The following is a 15973-nucleotide window of genomic DNA, read 5'->3' on the forward strand; positions in this document are numbered from 1 at the left end:
TTATCATACATTGCCTCTTTTAATATATTCTTTTAGGTATTATATCACCTTTCTTCACATTGAAGCCCCAGGGCGCAATGTTCGTCGAAGTATGATAAAACCAATTGGTATTAGTGAATTTGGATATCTCTCGGTTTGACCCCCGATTTGCATCACTCACATTAGATAGAATATTGACCATCTGTGAACCCGTCAAAACTGACTTTGGATTATCGTATGACATGATATTGCTCGTTCCGTTGGGCACATGGGGCAAACCCATATTGTGCCCGAACTCATGGATTGCTGTAGAGACGGAATTACCTTCGATGTATCCTATCTTACCTGGAGTATTAGCTAATCCCCCAGCATTTCCTCCTCCTAGGTCGGGGTCGGCTTTACCTAAAACATTGTCAACTATCACTAATAAATGATCACTTTTGGCAACCTGGCTCATAGAGCTGGCCTCCGAAAAATTAACATCAAATGATATATTAGTAATTCCATTGCCTGATTGAGTGCTTGATGATTGCCCGTTGTAATAATCATTTATGCCAGTGGCTACTTTTTTAGCGTTGCCAAACCAACCTGCTGAATTAAGCACTTTCCCCTCAGCATGTATGGTGAAGTTATTGACTAATACTCCGTCATTATTACGTGACTGTTCGATAGTGACCCATATGCTATCTCCAAGAGGATCTGCGTATGAAATTGGATTGTTACCCATTCCAGTGTAAGGAGACATTTGGACAAAAGACTCAGCCTTAGGATCCACTTGCAACCACCGTCCTATCGCCGGATCATAGCTTCTAAATGCCGCTAAATCTAGTCCCAAGTCCTCATTCCGTTCGATCCCATTAAACCGATAGTGAGGAGATCCCCCCAACTTCCAGTCACTTCCCTTAGCGCGCACTCACCGTCTCCAGCACCCGTACCATCTCAACTTTACCCGCAGCACCAACCACCCTAAGAAGGTAAGTTCCAGACGGAAGCGCCAAGCCGCTGAACCGGGTCGTTTCAGTACCCGCAGGCAAAGCCTGCGTGCGGAGTACCCGGCCATTTACGTCCAGTATCTCGGCGGTAGAGCTTGTCTCCAGCGGAGCGGCGAAGTTCAGAGTAACTACATCGGCAAAGGGGTTAGGGAAAATCTTGCTTTCTAAAAAACCTTCCTCTGCACCCGCGACCGCGCCCAAAACCACGCGCAATGGCGAGCCATCGGCGGCAACCGCAACGGACCGCCCGGCATCCTCCGCTATGGAGAACATTTCCCGGAGGTTGCCCGTACTATTCGCCTTTACCCGTAGCACTACCGCATGCTCCGCAGCGCCACTTTCCAGGTTAAGCAGCTGTAATTTACCGGCCGCAACCCGGTAGTTTTCCGCTGGCAGATCAGTGTACGCCACGCCGAGTAACTCCAGGCCTTCCGTTTCTAGTTCCAACTGAAAACCTGCCAGCTCGTCACCGCTGAAGCGTACTTCAACCAGGCGCTCTGCCCCCGCCGAAACTACGGCATCGGGTAGATCGACAACCAACCCCACGCGCAGGTTACTAACGTTTAGTTCCGCATCTGCATTCACGTCTCCGCGTTTCATCGCCACGAATCCTTGATTGATGTCCGCCGGATCTACGTCAGCAAAATCGATGCTGGTAGGATAGTTTTCCAGGAAGGGATTGGCCGGGTTTTCAAATTCGTAGCCTGCTGGTACGAATATCCATGGCAACTCCGGTTCAGGCCGTAAACTAGTGGCCAGGCCAAGAATCTGCCGTGCGAGGGCGATGATGTCGAAAACGTCAACTTCAGTATCTCCGTTAGCATCCGCCGCCAGTAGCTGGTAGGGGCTCGAAAATTCCTGCCGCCCCAACAGGTGGAGGTTAATGTCGACCATGTCGAAGATGTCGAGACCGTTTGTCCAGTCATCATCTAACTCTGCAACCAATTTCAGTTCCCGACAGGCGGGGAGTTCGTCAAAATCGTAAAAGCCAAGGGCGGTCGTCAGGTCTGCGCTCATAACTTCACCGTTAGCGTCCACGGCGGAAACCGTTACTCCTTCCAGGTTGGCATTGGTGCTGTGTACACGGATCAGACCGTCGGCAGCAACGGTAGCGCCGCCGCAAATTTCGCTGAAGGGCATCGCCTCAAAAACGTTTTCCTGCATCAGGTCCACGCCGCTGTTGCGGTAAATGACATCGCGAAAAGTCGTGTTATGAATCCAGTCTTTTTCAGCTTCAGTAAGCACGGGATCGTTGAGGTAGAAAAAACGATCTCCCGCCCGCAAGTCGCCAAATTGCTGCTCCATAATTTTCCGGATCGTAGGACCAAAGATGGAACCGGGCATGGGTCGCTCCGCCAACATTCCGACCCAGGGATCAATTTCGTCGATGTCCCCTGCGTACAGTTCCTCCAGGGTATTATAAACTTCAAAATCCGGGTTTATCGCGTCGAATTCAAAGAGGGTTTGAAGACCGTAGGCCCGACGAACTATATTGTAGGAAGGGAGACCTCGCTCTCGCCCACGCATGATGTTGATGGAGGCTAAGTCAAGTCCGCCGGCACCGGGAGGGCCAAAGAGGAAATTGCGGACATCGTCCACCACCCGGCTGTCCATCATTTGCTGGGTTTGCTCGGCCATGCCGCGCAGAAAAGGATCAAGTCCGGTTTCTTGTAAAGCTAATGGATTAAAAAAGGCATCCCGCAGGGTCATATTGCCCTGGGCCAGCACTTCGCCGTTAGCATCAAGCCGGCGGATATTACCATTCAGTAAAGTGTGACCTACCCGAAAAGCCGCCGCAGAGAAAGAATTAGCCAGTTGGGGGTTGATCGACATATCGTATCCCGGGTAATCCCCTACCGGTACGCCCATAGCTGGGAGCCACTCATTGTAGACGATGCTCTGGATCAACCCACCCACAAGCTTGCGGGCATGGTGATAGAGTTGTTCATCCGTCCAATCCGGATTCTCCTGCTTCAGGCGGTCACATTGCAGGTTGTGTTCCCGAACAAATAAAGTGTGGAAACTTGCCAGTAATGGGTTTTCGTTGGCACGCACATCTCCGGCCACATACAGTGCTCCGCCGAATCCCGTCCCATTGGCCATGAAAGGCGCATTGGGGTCCCGGGGACCATTTATTTCTGCATTCAGGGTATTGTAGGGCAGCATATTTCCTGCGCTAACTTTTAATTTGCCATCCTCAAAGGACCGGAGCCAGTTGGCTCGGGACTCATCAGAACCATAAACACCTGAACCGTCAACGAAGGCGGTAATCTCATTATCATAATTCCTTGGGTTTCCAATACCGAACCCTGTTCCCAGGCGGGGGAGGTTCCGGTGAAAGGGGATGTGAACGGTACCGAAAAAGAAGGGGTCAAAGTCAGGGTCTCCCATTGGGACGGGAATCGGCAGGTTTTCTCCCAGTTGATCCGTAAGTGCAATATCGTGGTCAATGAACTGACCAAAAACCCAGGTGTAGTCACTCAGGCCCACGGGGTCATTGAGTAGCCCTTCCTGAGCGAACAGGGTATTAGAGATAACGCGTGGGTTAGGTCGGTTCGGGCCGGCGGGAGCCGACTGCCCGTCAACATACCCATCACCCGCAAGCCGGATCAGGGCAGTATGCGTGGCACCGCGTTGGCGGTTATTCGGGTTATTATACTGGCCATCGATCGTCCGGTACAGGGAAACATCGTCAGTTTGCGCGGAAAGATTGAACGACAACACAAATAAACAGCCGAAGAGGCCGTAGCGTAATTTATTAGTCATAACGCATGTTGAGATTATGTAAAAAAAGACATCTAAAGGTAAGAAACACGGCACAACCGGTAGCATCAGTAAAGGGAAAGGACAGAAATTTGACGATTCTACCAGGCTTATCAGGAAAAAATGGGCGCTGTACTCAATCCCGATAACGGAGGGTTATTTGCAGGTTAGCAAAGAATTCCCCGGTGATTATTTACTTAGACTCGTCGATCCCCATGCCAAAAAGGGCAAAATCATAGCGACCGGGATCTTCTGGATCAAACCGGCGTACCGCGGCCGTCAATTCCAGTACCGCTTGCCAATCTGTTTGTTTGCGTTTCAATAGTTTCAGGCGGCGGGCCTGGCGTTCGACGTGCACATCGAGCGGGAGGCAAAGTTGCCCCGGAGAGATTTGATGCCAGTCGCCAAAATCCACACCCCGGTCATCCTGACGGACCATCCAGCGCAGGTACATACACAAGCGTTTACAGCGCGATTTTCTGGCGGGGCTGGCCACGTGCTTCCGGGTCCTTTGCGGGGCTTCCGGCAAACTGAAGAAATCGTTATGGAAACCAATAAGTGCGGGCTCGATTGTTTGGTCCTCCGGCGTCAGGTGGCGGGAGAAGGCAGTTTCCAGACTTGCATTTTCCTGATAAAACCGTTGCAGGTACTCCAAAAAATACAGGGTATCTGTATAGGTAAATGTCCGGTGTTTCCAATCGGCAAAGCGCGCGCGGTCTTCCTCCCGGTGTTCGGTGATGAAACGGTAGGGTTCTCCGCCCATCAGCTCAATCAATTGAGCGCCTTTATTGATAATGGTGGCTCGCCGCCCCCAGGCAAGAGTAGCCACCCAAAACCCGATAACTTCCCGGTCACGCGGATCATCGAAGGCATGTACGAGGCCGATCGGATCATCAGGGATGAAGTCTGGGCGATTGTACCGGTCGTGGTAGTGGTCCAGGGTTGCGCGGAGTTCAGCTTTGGTCATGGTCCGGTTTTCGGGTTTTCCAGATGTCGGGTTATCGGGGTTTCGGGGTTGTCTGGTTATTCGGTAATCAGGTGCATATATCGGGAAGATTTAATGCCGCACGAGCGAAGCGAGCCCCCCCTTGCGGTAGCTACTATCTGACTACTTGACTATCTACTATTTGACTAATAATGCGCGGCCGCAGGTGCAATACCAGCTAAAAGAACAAGGAGAGGAGCCTGTGATCTATGATCTACTTCAGCAATTTATCATTCCGCATCAGGGTAAGGGTAATTCCCGAGCCACTCATGGTGAGTTCGTTTCCAGAGACCTTAGTCGTCACCGTGCCGTTCAGCAGGTCAAAGACCATCTGCTCTTGTTCGGCGGCATCCTGACAGTACATCTTTGTTGACATGACACCGGGGACTTTCATTTTTGCGGCGCTGCCCGTCCAGTCACCTCCAAAGGTGTTACAACCGGAGTTACCCCCTATTTGGCCCTCACGGATAGCAATAAAACCTTTACTGTTTACTGCGGGAATGCTTTTACCATTTTGCTCACAGGTCTTAATAACCCAGGCAGAAGGGACGGGAATAGTAGCCATTTCTTTTTTGTTGTCTGCGGCTTCTCCGGCCACGGCACCGGTCTTAGGTTGACAGGCCAGGGCGAGGAAGAGGACCACGAGGATGGATAGAATACGCATAAAGAAAGCTGTTGGTTACCAGAAAGATAAGTTTATCCGACCAACGACCTGCCGGTCATGGCGGATGGCGGGGTGATGCCCATAAATTGCAACAAGGTAGGGGCTACGTCACCTAGTTTTCCACCGGAACGCAGCACCAGATCTGTTTCGCTTCCAACGTAAATTACGGGAACGGGGTTCGTGGTGTGTGCCGTATGAACGCTGCCGTCCTCATTTCTCATAACGTCGGAATTGCCGTGGTCAGCAATCACCAGTGCGTGATAGGCATAGTTCTGGCTGACGTTCAGCAGCTCCCCCAGGCATTCATCCACCACCTCCGCGGCTTTGATGGCCGCATCCCAGTCTCCGGTATGCCCCACCATATCGGTATTGGCAAAATTGAGGCAGATGAAGTCCGGCTGGTTTTCCTGGATATCCTTAATGATGGCTTTGGTGATTTCATAGGCCCCCATCTCCGGTTTCTGGTCGTAAGTCTCCACATCCCGCGGACTATCGATCAGGATACGGCGTTCACCGGGAAATTCATCTTCCTGCCCTCCACTAAAAAAGAAGGTAACGTGGGCATATTTCTCCGTCTCGGCGATGCGGACCTGCGTACGTCCGGCTTCGCTGACGATCTGCCCCATAGTCTGGGTGAGGTCATCCGGCTTGAAGAGGACCGTGACGTTTTCAAATTTCTCGTCGTACTGCGTCATGCACAGGTAGCGCAGGTTGGGCAGTCGTTGCATTCTATACTCCGGAAAATCTTCTTGTGTCAGAGCGCGGGTGATCTGGCGGGGGCGGTCGGTACGGAAGTTGAAGTTGATCACGACGTCTCCGTCCTCGATCTTTGCTACCGGGTCACCGGCTTTGTACATCACGATAGGTTCGATGAATTCATCCATGGTACCCGCTGCATAGTTTGCGTCGATACTGGCCAGGATATCCGTTGACGGGGAGCCTTCTCCCTTCACCATCGCGTCGTAGGCTTTTTCGATCCGTTCCCAGCGGGTATCGCGATCCATTGCGTAGAAACGGCCGGTTACGGTGGCTAATTCGGTGGGCTGGTCGGCAAGGTGCTCGATGAGTCTTTTCACGAAACTTTTGCCGGAGTCGGGAGAGACGTCCCGACCGTCGGTGAACGCGTGTACGAAGATGCGCCGGTTTCCGGCAGCGGTGGCAATGTCCGACAAGCGCAGCAAGTGGTTGATGTGGGAGTGGACTCCTCCGTCACTGAGCAGGCCCATAAGATGAACAGCCTTCTTGTTTTCGCGGGCGTAGCGCAGCGCATCCTGTAAAGCTTCCAGTTTAGCGAGTTCTCCCTCCCGGACAGCTTTGTTGATGCGGGCAAAAGATTGATAAACAACGCGGCCGGCACCGATATTGAGGTGACCTACTTCTGAATTCCCCATTTGCCCTTCCGGCAGGCCAACTTCCTCCCCATAGGTTACCAGAGTGCTATGCGGCCTGTCCTTATAGATACGATCAAAGTTTGGCGTATGGGCCTGAGCGAGGGCGTCTGCCTCGGGTCTTTGGCCTATTCCCCAGCCGTCGAGGATAATGAGAAGTGCTTTGCCGGTTTTCATTTATTTGGGGAGTTGAGTTGCTGGCCGCGAAGGTACGTTGTTTGAAAATCAACTAAAAACTTAACTTTCTCTTAGCAATCCACATGCCCATGGGGGCGTTTGCAAGGTGTATCTATTGTGACATTTGTGCATAACGACGTCTAATAGATAGTCATTTAGCCATCAACAGGGCCTAAAACCCGGCCAAATGCAACGGTTACCCGTCGTTTTCTTCAGAAACCGGCAATTTTGTAACCTAAATTATATTCCCATGAAAACGATTCTCTTCACCCTTCTGGTCAGCTTCAGTACCGTGCTTACCGCTACGGAACAGAAACCACTTGTTCTTGACGACGTCTGTCGTGCCATCGGCAGCGGAAATGTCGACGAGTTGGCCGCAATCATGGACGCTGAGGTTGAGCTCAGCATCCTCAACGAAGAAGACCTCTACAGCCGCGAACAAGCCACTGCCGCCCTGAAAGCGTTCTTTGGTAAATTCAAGCCCTCCAGCTTTGGAAAAGTACACCAGGGAGCTTCCAAATCTGCAGATGCGGAGTATTGTATCGGCACTCTGGCTACCGCAAATGGTCCGTTCCGCGTTTACGTCTACGTAGCTAAACGCAATAACGGCGTACTTCTGCAGGAGCTACGTTTCGAGCGGGAATAAATTCCAGCTTAAGAACTTAATGACCGTCGTTGTGCACATAGCACGACGGCGGTTTTTTTTTGTGCCTCCGCATTATATTATTCTGCTACCGTTCACTAAACGGTAGCTGGTTGTCCAAATTACCCTTAGGCTGGTGCGTTACCTTTGCACTACATTACACAGACGACCACTGATTCTTATTAGAACTGAAACGCACAAGACGCAAAAAAGAGCTTTGAGATTTAACTACCCAACGCGTCCGTAACATTCCCCGCTGAACATATTGGTTTTGCTACACCCTTCCCCGTAGCGTAAGCTGGCACCTTCCCTCGCCAAACCATTCTTATTTAAGGTACTGGATCAATAATGATCCGAAGTATGAACTGCGCATGGTGCGCGGAGCATAACCGGGCGGTCTTAGCTCTGGTTCCTACCAGAGCTGTCCTTGACCGTGGTAGCTTCTCTACGCCATTACGCGTTCTTCCAACGGAGATTTAGCCGGCCAGAGCCGTGACGCCATCACTGATATATTTTCTTACGGCCCTGCTGTACGTCATAGTACAGACAGCTTGCACACTATTGTCTTTGGAAAACATATCAATTATAATTAACTTTGTGACACTGTCCCACATAGCCGTGTCACTCTCTACACGCTGTTTAACATGAAATCTAATTTTTATTCGCTTCGTAATGCATTCGCATTACTAACTATTTTTTGTCTCTCCACTTTCGCCTCCGGCCAATCGATAAACCTACTCCAACCCGTCTCCAATAAGGCTTCGGTAAGTACTTTGGTGGATAAGGAACTCGTCCGCTACGGAATTTTTGAAGTTGATGCAGAAAATTATTCTCAGTTGCTGGCTGATGCGCCAGATAGCTGGAACCTGACGCTTCCCGCTACAGCGGGAATCAACCCGGAAATGACCTTACGGCTAGAGCGCAACACTTTTCTGCGGACTGATTTCCGACTCCGTCGTGCTTCTGATGGTAAGGCAGTGCCCAATCCTAATCTTGGCCTGCATTACTTCGGACAAGTAGCAGGTGACGCCAAAAGTAAGGTTGCCCTTAGCCTCCTTGATGGAGAAATGACCGCCACCATTACTTATGCCGGTGGCGAGCGCCTTGCCCTTGGTAAGATGCAGCGTCAATCCAACAAAAACTCAGCCATATCCTACATCGTCTTCCCCGATGCTCAGTTGGCTGAAAAACAGGAGTTCGACTGTGGAACTGCCGATACTGGTATTCCTTACACCGCCGAAGAGTTGGACTACACTGCTAAAAGTCAGTCAACAGTCGGCTGTGTAGACATCTACTTCGAGATCGACTACGACGTCTTTTTCGACAAAGGCAGCGTCACTGCTGCCGCCCAGCACCTTGCCGCCAATTTCAACGAAGTAGCCATCTTATATGCTGAAATAGATGTCAACTTAAAGATCAGTGAAATACTGGTGTGGGATGAAATCAGCCCATACTTCGGCACCACCAGCAGTGCGATGCTGACCCAATTTCAATCACAACGCACCTCCTTTAATGGTGATCTTGCTCAGCTCATCAGCTATCAGGCAAGTGGAGGCATTGCAGTACTCGACGGGCTTTGCCATCCGTTCAATGCTGCGAGGATGAGCTTTTCCAGTATTCACCCCAATTTTGCCGCCGTTCCAGTCTATAGCTGGACGACGATGGTAATTTCGCACGAACTCGGCCACCTTCTGGGTAGCCAGCACACCCACGCCTGTGTATGGAATGGAAACAATACGGCCATCGACGGCTGTGCGGGACTGACGGAAGGCCTATGCGGCACTCCCGGCATCCCAACCAACGGCGGCACCATCATGTCTTACTGCCATTTACGGCCCCAGGGCATAAATTTCGACTTTGGCTTTGGTCCGCAGCCCTCTGCCGTTATCGCCAACCGGGTAGCTTCGGCTCAGGGTTGCGTTCAGGCAGTCTGTGACAGCGGTGGCGGCGGCGGAAACGGCGGTGGCGATGATGATGATGATGATGATGTTGCTGAGCCTATTTCCTGCGACCAGCAAACCGTCTACGTCAACGTTACGCTTGATGACTTCGGCATGGAGACCATGTGGAAAATTCGTACCGAAACGGGTACAGTACTAGCGACTGGCGGCCCTTATCCCAAGAAACAGAAGGGGCGAATCATACGCGATACCGTATGTGTAACCGACGGTTGCTACGTGTTCGAGATTTCCGACCTTGACGGTGACGGTATTTGCTGTGCCTACGGGCAAGGGCGTTACGAGCTAAGGGACTCTTCCGGAACCGTGATCGTAAACAATACGCGTTTCGACACCCTTGCCGTTGCTGATTTTTGCTTGCCCGAAGTTGCGCCCGGAGACGACGACGATGATGACGAAAATGAATGCCCGGTGATCGACTTCGTCGAATATCCCGTTGTAACCTACGGCACGAACCAGGATGGTGGTCAATTCTCTTTACTACCCGGCAACAAAGGTATCAAGCTTGAAAATAACGCCTGGAAAGCAGTCGTAGTAGACTACACTATGACGGAAGACACCTGGGTTTCCTTCTGGTTCCGTTCGACGATGGAAGGGGAAGTTCACGGTATTGGCATGGACAATAACGAAGTGCTGTCTTCTAATCTTACCTTCCGGCTGTACGGCACCCAAGGCTGGGGCATCGGGGATTTCAATACCTACCCCGGCGACGGCGCCTGGCGTTTTTACCAGATTCCTATCGGACAATTCTATAGCCTGGAAGCCAAGTACCTCTTCTTCACTGCCGACCACGACGTGGGTACCGGGGACGGAAACAGCTTCTTCCGCGACGTGGTCATTTCCGAAGGAGCGCCTTGTGGAAATCCAGAACTTCCGGAAACCGACTTACCGGAAACAAATGACCGGGCATCACTTGGCCTGACGCCCAACCCCGCAAACTATGAAATCAACGTCTCACTGCCGGCTGCATTAATCGCTGGCCCCTTCCATATCCTCGATCTCAATGGAAGAACAGTTTTGAGTGGAGAAGCCGAAGCGCAGAATTTTCGTGTACCCGTCGGGAAATTGAAAAGCGGAACTTACGTGTTGCGGGCCGGCGGGGAGAGCCGACGGTTTGTGGTAGCACGGTAGGATTCAGGTTTCAAGTTTCAAGTTTCAGGTTTCAGGTTTCAGGTTTCAAGTTTCAGGTTTCAAGTTTCAAGTACTCAGCATTCAGTCATGTACACCCGCTGACCACTAAATCCTGAACCCTGAATCTTGATCACTGTCTCCTGATCCCTGATTAATGTCTCTTGAACCCTGACCACTAACTGCAGCGGCGATCGCCGCTAAGTCCTGGTTCATAATACACCGAAAATGCCCCTTGGGGCATTCCTGGTAGCCGATCTTCGAACAGGGGCGGCAGGAAAGTCCGACGACTTCCTGCCGCCTTTCTTTTTCCAGGGATTCCTGGCCGGGGAGGTAAGGGTACATCCCGAGGTCTGGAACCGTATTTCCCCAGACGCTGATGATCGGCTTACGGAAGGCCGCAGCTACGTGCATCAATCCGGTATCATGGGTGAGAACAATGGTAGCCTGGCGGACGAGGCTGGCGGAACCACCAAGGTTAAAGTGACCGCAAGCATTATATGTCCTGTTTCCTGCTGCAGTGGCGATGCGGCTACCGATTTCCTTTTCGGCAGGCCCGCCCAGCAGAATGACGGGTAAGGATAAACGTTTGCACACCTCCAACATCTGAGTCTCCGTCAGGCGTTTGGTCGCGTGGGCGGCACCGATGACGAAAGCCACGTAAGCTTCCGGAAGGCCGTTGCCCGGCAGGTCCACCTCATCATTTGGGGCGATGAAATAGTCCAGGCCATTGCCGTCGTTCGTCACGCCGAGGCGATGGGCAGTACTTAAGTAGCGGTCAACAATATGGATATCCGGCATTCGGTTGTTACCGAATCGGGTAAGGAGGTATTTCTCGAAGTTGAGTTTTGGAAAAGTACTGGTTTTAGGGCGCGGCCGCAGGTGCAATAAAGCGTTTAGGGCAAGCCGGGTTTTCAACTCCCGGGTACGGAGATTACCGTGTAGGTCCAGTATATACTTAAAACGCTCCTTAAGCAGAGATTCTTTGAGTTCGCTGATGTCCTTCTTTATCGTCCATAACCGATCCAGGTAAGGATTGTCCCTTAATACGCCTGCGAAGGATTGCTTGGTAAGAAAATGAACCTCCAGGTCCGTTTGTTGCTTGACGCACCGGATGACCGGTGTAGTGAGAACGATGTCTCCAATGGAAGAAAAACGGATGATCAGGACCTTGTCGGGCATGGGGTGAAATAGTCAGAGAGTCAAATAGTCCGGGAGTCAGTGTGAATACTCGTACGCCCGAGGGCCTGCTTCTTAAAACTGTCTTTGCACCTGCGGCCGCGCCTGAGTGAATAAAAGAATGGGAGAATAGCTCCCGCTACTTCCACTCACTTCAGACTACTTGTTCGCTAGTGAGTAAGCGCAAGGCAATGCGAACAGTACTTACGTCAGCCAATTAGCTGCGCTGCTACCAGCGGTGGTCACGCAGTCGCTTCATCACGTTTAGCCTGCTGCGCCTTATGGTCCTGAACGGCACTCATAATTGCTTGAGCCGCTGGGATGAGAAGCTTTCCGGCAGAGATAATTGATGCAAGATTCAGTCCGCTTTTAGCCACCTCTTTCGCCGAAACCTCAGGCATCGAACGCTTTACCGGGCGCGGAGCCTGGTTCTCCGTGGAAGGCATGTCCCTGGTCGGGGCTGACGGGGTCGCCGGAACCGGAGCCATTGGTTGTGCTGCCGGCATAACCTGCTGAGGGCTGAGCTGCGACTTATTAGTAGAACGCATCAGCCGGTATCCCACATAAACCGCCAGGCCAATGCCCATGGCGGGGATGGCTAAATCTTCGTAGGCAAACCTTTTCATTTTTCCGGGCGCCTGAGCGAGGCTACCTACCAGTCCTTCTTTAGCCGCTTTAGTTTCATGCTTCACTTGAGCCTGGCGCGCATGAAGATCAGCGAGGCTATCGATATTACTTGACTTACTCATTATTTGCTTCGTTTTCGGGTTCAGGGAAGAAGAAAGAAATGGTTTTGGTCACTGCCGGATTGACAATAATATAGCGACGCAACAGAAAGACTACCACCATGAGAACCAACATGATCAGCGCGACGATACCGAATCCCCTGGCTGAGTTTTGCATGTCTCCGGCAAGGTAAAAGGCGAAAGCGATCAGACCAAATGTTGCCATGACCACACCCAGGATGGTCATTACAATGATGGTAATCATTTTAGAGACGGTCATGGCCGATTTCTCAGCGGCGGCCAATTTGTACTCTTCCATTTTCCGGTCGAACATATGGTTCATATAGCCATAAGTTTCGCCAAGCTTCTCAATTAGTTCGTCTTTAGCGTGCATGCTTTAGTTGGTGTGTCCTTGAGGGTAATTTCAATCCGATAATAAATGCGAACGGCCGCAGAGCAATCTGCTCAAGCGGCCGTTACTTTAAGTTTCAAGCAAAAGCTAGGTGCCTGTTTAGGCCTTCTTGCCTTCGATGCTCGCCTTGGCTTTATTGACGCCACGCTTAAAGCTGTTTTCTACACTTTCAACGGTGTCTGCGGCACCTGTACGCAGTGCTGTTGCTTTTTCATTGATCGTAGACTTCAGCGAGTCGGCAGTTTCACCCGCCCACTGTTTGCCTTCCTGGAGTTTATGCTTAGCGTCTTCAGACAGTTGGTTGGCGCGCTCGCTTACTTGCTGAGATACCTGATGACCGTACTCAGAGATCTGATTACCGTATTCATCAAAGCGAACCTGTGCCTTACGGCGGGCGGCGCGGCCTTCGTTAGAGTTGAGGTAGTAACCAACGGCGATGCCAGCGAGAAGGCCGAAACCGAGGATCCATCCTTTACTTGAGTTGTCGTTATTTTTATTCATTATTTTTTTGATTTTGGTGAGGAGTGCAGTAAAACTGTTCCGCAAGGTTAGTACTATATAAATCGTGATGAGTTGCAAAATTGTTCGAAGCCACTTCAAAAACATGATCAAACAGCGTAACTTTTCAACGATTCTCTTAAAGACCTCGCAAATCAGGCGTTTCAGGCCAGGCCATCCGTAAGTTTCAACAACTGAGCCAAAACATCGTCTTTACCCACAAAATCGGTATTGCGCAGGGTGCCAATGGCTTTTTGCAAAGCCATCTGTTGCTCTTTTCGACGCTGCCAGTCCTGCTCACGTTGTTGCATCACCTGGCTGTTTTGGGCAACTACTGTTGTTAATAGTTCCGGAAGCTTCTTGATGTTCTCCTTCAACAGGTAACCGGAAGCTCCACTTAAGATGGTCTCGGCTACTTTTTCCTCATCGTTAAGAATGCCTGTGATGAATATGAAAGGGGTACCGTCAAGGTGCTCCCGTACGTAGAGCAATGCCTCCAGACCGTTCATATCGGGGAGGTTGTAGTCAGATAGTACTATGTCGGGCTGAAAATCGACCAGTTTCTCTTCGAACTCCGTCCGGTTACGGGCTACGGCAAATAGTACCTCTGGGTTATATTTTCGAACCTGTCGCTTATTCAGTTCAAGGTCGAGTTGCATGTCTTCGAGGATAAAGACTTTAAAGATGTCGGTGTTCATGGTTAAAGTTATTTAGTCAGGCGGCTTCCCGAATGAGGTCACTGATGCGCCCGGCACTCACGGGGCCGGTCACACGTTGAATCATTTCTCCTGCCTTGATGAGTAATATACCAGGAGGAGACATGAGGTTGAATAGACGGGCCAGCCTCGGGCTGGCTTCGTAATCTGCTACCCTGAACTGAACGGCAGGGAACTGGGCGGTGAGGTTTTCAATAATGCTGCGCAGGATGATACCATTACCATCCCAGGGGGAGGTCATCAAAACAACAGAAAGCCCTTCGGCTTGCAGCAAACCAGAGATTTGCCCATCGTCAATGGAGGTTAGCTTATTCATAAACAGGATGACACATCCCAATAACGGGATAAAAGGAATGATTAGTTTGTTCTCTCAGCGAGAGCACCGGTAATGCCGGGTGAAGATAGAAAGCACATTCTCTCTTAGTGTTTACTCCGTGAATGGTATTTTTTTCTTCCTTTTCTGAATTTGCCTTAATCACGTTCTTGCCTCTTGGCGATTACTTACTGTATTTCATCAACTCACGATATGTCAGCAGAGAAACTGGCTACCAAATTATCATAACATTCTCATTATCAATAAATTGAGTTTTTGGCACGGTTATTGGTAAGACCTTGGTGAGTTTCTATTACAGTTTCCTTAACCCATTGCTACTCTCTCTCTCTTATTTAAACCCAATCAGTTATGACCAATCAGCAGTTCGTGTCCGAAATGGACAACCTAGAAAACATCCTCTTCTCCTTTGCCCTTCGCTTGACCCGTAACTATGAGGACGCAAAGGACCTGATGCAGGAAACGACTTTCCGTGCTTACAAGCACCGGGAGAAGTTTACTACCGGTACGAACTTCAAAAGCTGGACGTCGACCATTATGCGGAATACTTACATCAATCGTTACCGTAAAATGAAGAACCGCCGCCACGTCAACGAGCCGGTGGAAAACTTCCTCTTCGCAGTAGAGAATAAGGCGGCTACCGCCAACGGAGGCGAAGCTAAGATTCACCTGGACGAACTGCAGGCAAAACTGCGCCAGATCAACGAAATCTACAGTGTTCCTTTCCTGATGTTTTACCGTGGCTACGAGTACAAGGAAATCTCCGGCCACCTGAACATCCCCATCGGAACGGTTAAAAGCCGCATCTTCCTGGCTCGCAAGAAACTAAAGGCGCTGATTGGAGAACGCCCGGTTGCCGTATAAAATTTACAGCACTGGTATAAAGAACTTATGACTAACGTGTTTTAGCCGGCTGCCCTGAAGGGAGCCGGCTTTTTTGTTGTATAATTTCTTAAGGAAGGTAAAGCTACCCTCAACAAATGGACGGTAGTGCAGGGAAATCTGGACTAAATGAAACAGAACTCGTATCTTACGAAGAACTTTGGCGAATTATACTTGAGCAGTTGGATATCCCCAAGCGAGAAGAAAGGGAGCTTCAGCGCCTGGTATAGTTATAAGACTGACCTAAGCAGGCATAAAAGTGCCATGACCGTAAGAAGTTATGAGTTGCGCTAAAAAAAGCAACTGTTAAGCTTCCTGGTCATGGCACATCAAAACAGACACCTATGCAGTCCCTATTGCTGCATGCTCTGAAACACTATGAAATAACACTATGAACAACACTTTCAAGAGAGACAAAATGAACAGAAAATCGTATTAGATGGATATTGGACAGTTCCATCTAGTCGTAGGTGTTTCCCTTTGACATTACAAAGATAGGGTGCGTTTTTGATAAAAAAGCATCAAAATACACTAGTTTGTTACTATGCTTTTT

The 15973-nt window shown here is 50.4% G+C and carries 14 protein-coding genes; 3 read left to right on the top strand and 11 right to left on the bottom strand.

Features of this window, described 5'->3' with window-relative positions:
- Positions 1-19: 19 nt before the first annotated feature.
- From B036_RS0102185 to gpmI, 5 genes are all read right to left on the bottom strand, one after another.
- Positions 20-892 carry an RHS repeat protein gene (locus B036_RS0102185; protein WP_026231596.1) on the bottom strand — a complete coding sequence of 291 codons (873 nt, stop codon included), beginning with the start codon at positions 890-892 and terminating at the stop codon, positions 20-22.
- Complete coding sequence (locus B036_RS31525; protein ID WP_020567049.1) at positions 882-3737, bottom strand: peroxidase family protein; 2856 nt, start codon at positions 3735-3737, stop codon at positions 882-884. The genes B036_RS0102185 and B036_RS31525 overlap by 11 nt, the downstream gene beginning before the upstream one ends.
- Before the next feature lie 190 nt (positions 3738-3927).
- On the bottom strand, positions 3928-4701 hold the full coding sequence (locus tag B036_RS0102195) for a TIGR02757 family protein (RefSeq protein ID WP_020567050.1): 774 nt from the start codon (positions 4699-4701) through the stop codon (positions 3928-3930).
- Between the two features lie 232 nt (positions 4702-4933).
- A complete protein-coding gene (locus B036_RS0102200) occupies positions 4934-5383 on the bottom strand; it encodes an META domain-containing protein (RefSeq protein WP_020567051.1) in 450 nt (149 codons plus the stop codon).
- 32 nt (positions 5384-5415) lie between these two features.
- Positions 5416-6948, bottom strand: a complete 1533-nt coding sequence (gpmI, locus tag B036_RS0102205) for a 2,3-bisphosphoglycerate-independent phosphoglycerate mutase (RefSeq protein WP_020567052.1) — start codon at positions 6946-6948, stop codon at positions 5416-5418.
- A 250-nt stretch (positions 6949-7198) separates the two neighbouring features.
- Here gpmI and B036_RS27735 point away from each other — a divergent pair, with 250 nt between their 5' ends.
- Together B036_RS27735 and B036_RS0102220 are read left to right on the top strand one after the other, a co-directional pair.
- Positions 7199-7594 (top strand): DUF4783 domain-containing protein, encoded by a 396-nt coding sequence (locus tag B036_RS27735; RefSeq protein ID WP_169435021.1) that lies wholly within the window; start codon positions 7199-7201, stop codon positions 7592-7594.
- Between the two features lie 641 nt (positions 7595-8235).
- A complete protein-coding gene (locus tag B036_RS0102220) occupies positions 8236-10680 on the top strand; it encodes a M12 family metallo-peptidase (protein ID WP_020567054.1) in 2445 nt (814 codons plus the stop codon).
- 105 nt (positions 10681-10785) lie between these two features.
- Here B036_RS0102220 and B036_RS0102225 read toward each other — a convergent pair whose 3' ends face one another.
- The 6 genes from B036_RS0102225 to B036_RS0102250 form a co-directional block, all read right to left on the bottom strand.
- On the bottom strand, positions 10786-11859 hold the full coding sequence (locus B036_RS0102225) for a glycosyltransferase family 9 protein (protein ID WP_020567055.1): 1074 nt from the start codon (positions 11857-11859) through the stop codon (positions 10786-10788).
- A gap of 239 nt (positions 11860-12098) precedes the next feature.
- Positions 12099-12605: a hypothetical protein gene (locus B036_RS0102230; protein ID WP_020567056.1), complete on the bottom strand. Its 507-nt coding sequence runs from the start codon at positions 12603-12605 to the stop codon at positions 12099-12101.
- Positions 12598-12975 (bottom strand): hypothetical protein, encoded by a 378-nt coding sequence (locus B036_RS0102235; RefSeq protein WP_020567057.1) that lies wholly within the window; start codon positions 12973-12975, stop codon positions 12598-12600. The genes B036_RS0102230 and B036_RS0102235 overlap by 8 nt, the downstream gene beginning before the upstream one ends.
- 117 nt (positions 12976-13092) lie before the next feature.
- Positions 13093-13494: a YtxH domain-containing protein gene (locus B036_RS0102240; RefSeq protein WP_169435022.1), complete on the bottom strand. Its 402-nt coding sequence runs from the start codon at positions 13492-13494 to the stop codon at positions 13093-13095.
- A 161-nt stretch (positions 13495-13655) separates the two neighbouring features.
- Positions 13656-14189 carry a response regulator gene (locus B036_RS27740; RefSeq protein ID WP_020567059.1) on the bottom strand — a complete coding sequence of 178 codons (534 nt, stop codon included), beginning with the start codon at positions 14187-14189 and terminating at the stop codon, positions 13656-13658.
- 16 nt (positions 14190-14205) lie between these two features.
- Positions 14206-14523 carry a thioredoxin family protein gene (locus B036_RS0102250; protein ID WP_020567060.1) on the bottom strand — a complete coding sequence of 106 codons (318 nt, stop codon included), beginning with the start codon at positions 14521-14523 and terminating at the stop codon, positions 14206-14208.
- A 366-nt stretch (positions 14524-14889) separates the two neighbouring features.
- Here B036_RS0102250 and B036_RS0102255 point away from each other — a divergent pair, with 366 nt between their 5' ends.
- The gene (locus tag B036_RS0102255; protein WP_020567061.1) at positions 14890-15402 is read left to right on the top strand and encodes an RNA polymerase sigma factor; all 513 of its coding nucleotides are present in this window, start codon (positions 14890-14892) and stop codon (positions 15400-15402) included.
- Positions 15403-15973 lie beyond the last annotated feature (571 nt).

Source organism: Neolewinella persica DSM 23188, from assembly GCF_000373105.1.
In the GTDB taxonomy this organism is placed as follows: Bacteria; Bacteroidota; Bacteroidia; order Chitinophagales; family Saprospiraceae; genus Neolewinella; species Neolewinella persica.

Excerpts from the sequence above, each read along its gene's own strand:
- B036_RS31525 (WP_020567049.1), bottom strand. The coding sequence starts at position 3,737 with ATGACTAATAAATTACGCTACGGCCTCTTCGGCTGTTTATTTGTGTTG.
- B036_RS0102195 (WP_020567050.1), bottom strand. The coding sequence starts at position 4,701 with ATGACCAAAGCTGAACTCCGCGCAACCCTGGACCACTACCACGACCGG.
- B036_RS0102200 (WP_020567051.1), bottom strand. The coding sequence starts at position 5,383 with ATGCGTATTCTATCCATCCTCGTGGTCCTCTTCCTCGCCCTGGCCTGT.
- gpmI (WP_020567052.1), bottom strand. The coding sequence starts at position 6,948 with ATGAAAACCGGCAAAGCACTTCTCATTATCCTCGACGGCTGGGGAATA.
- B036_RS27735 (WP_169435021.1), top strand. The coding sequence starts at position 7,199 with ATGAAAACGATTCTCTTCACCCTTCTGGTCAGCTTCAGTACCGTGCTT.
- B036_RS0102220 (WP_020567054.1), top strand. The coding sequence starts at position 8,236 with ATGAAATCTAATTTTTATTCGCTTCGTAATGCATTCGCATTACTAACT.
- B036_RS0102225 (WP_020567055.1), bottom strand. The coding sequence starts at position 11,859 with ATGCCCGACAAGGTCCTGATCATCCGTTTTTCTTCCATTGGAGACATC.
- B036_RS0102230 (WP_020567056.1), bottom strand. The coding sequence starts at position 12,605 with ATGAGTAAGTCAAGTAATATCGATAGCCTCGCTGATCTTCATGCGCGC.
- B036_RS0102235 (WP_020567057.1), bottom strand. The coding sequence starts at position 12,975 with ATGCACGCTAAAGACGAACTAATTGAGAAGCTTGGCGAAACTTATGGC.
- B036_RS0102240 (WP_169435022.1), bottom strand. The coding sequence starts at position 13,494 with ATGAATAAAAATAACGACAACTCAAGTAAAGGATGGATCCTCGGTTTC.
- B036_RS27740 (WP_020567059.1), bottom strand. The coding sequence starts at position 14,189 with ATGAACACCGACATCTTTAAAGTCTTTATCCTCGAAGACATGCAACTC.
- B036_RS0102250 (WP_020567060.1), bottom strand. The coding sequence starts at position 14,523 with ATGAATAAGCTAACCTCCATTGACGATGGGCAAATCTCTGGTTTGCTG.
- B036_RS0102255 (WP_020567061.1), top strand. The coding sequence starts at position 14,890 with ATGACCAATCAGCAGTTCGTGTCCGAAATGGACAACCTAGAAAACATC.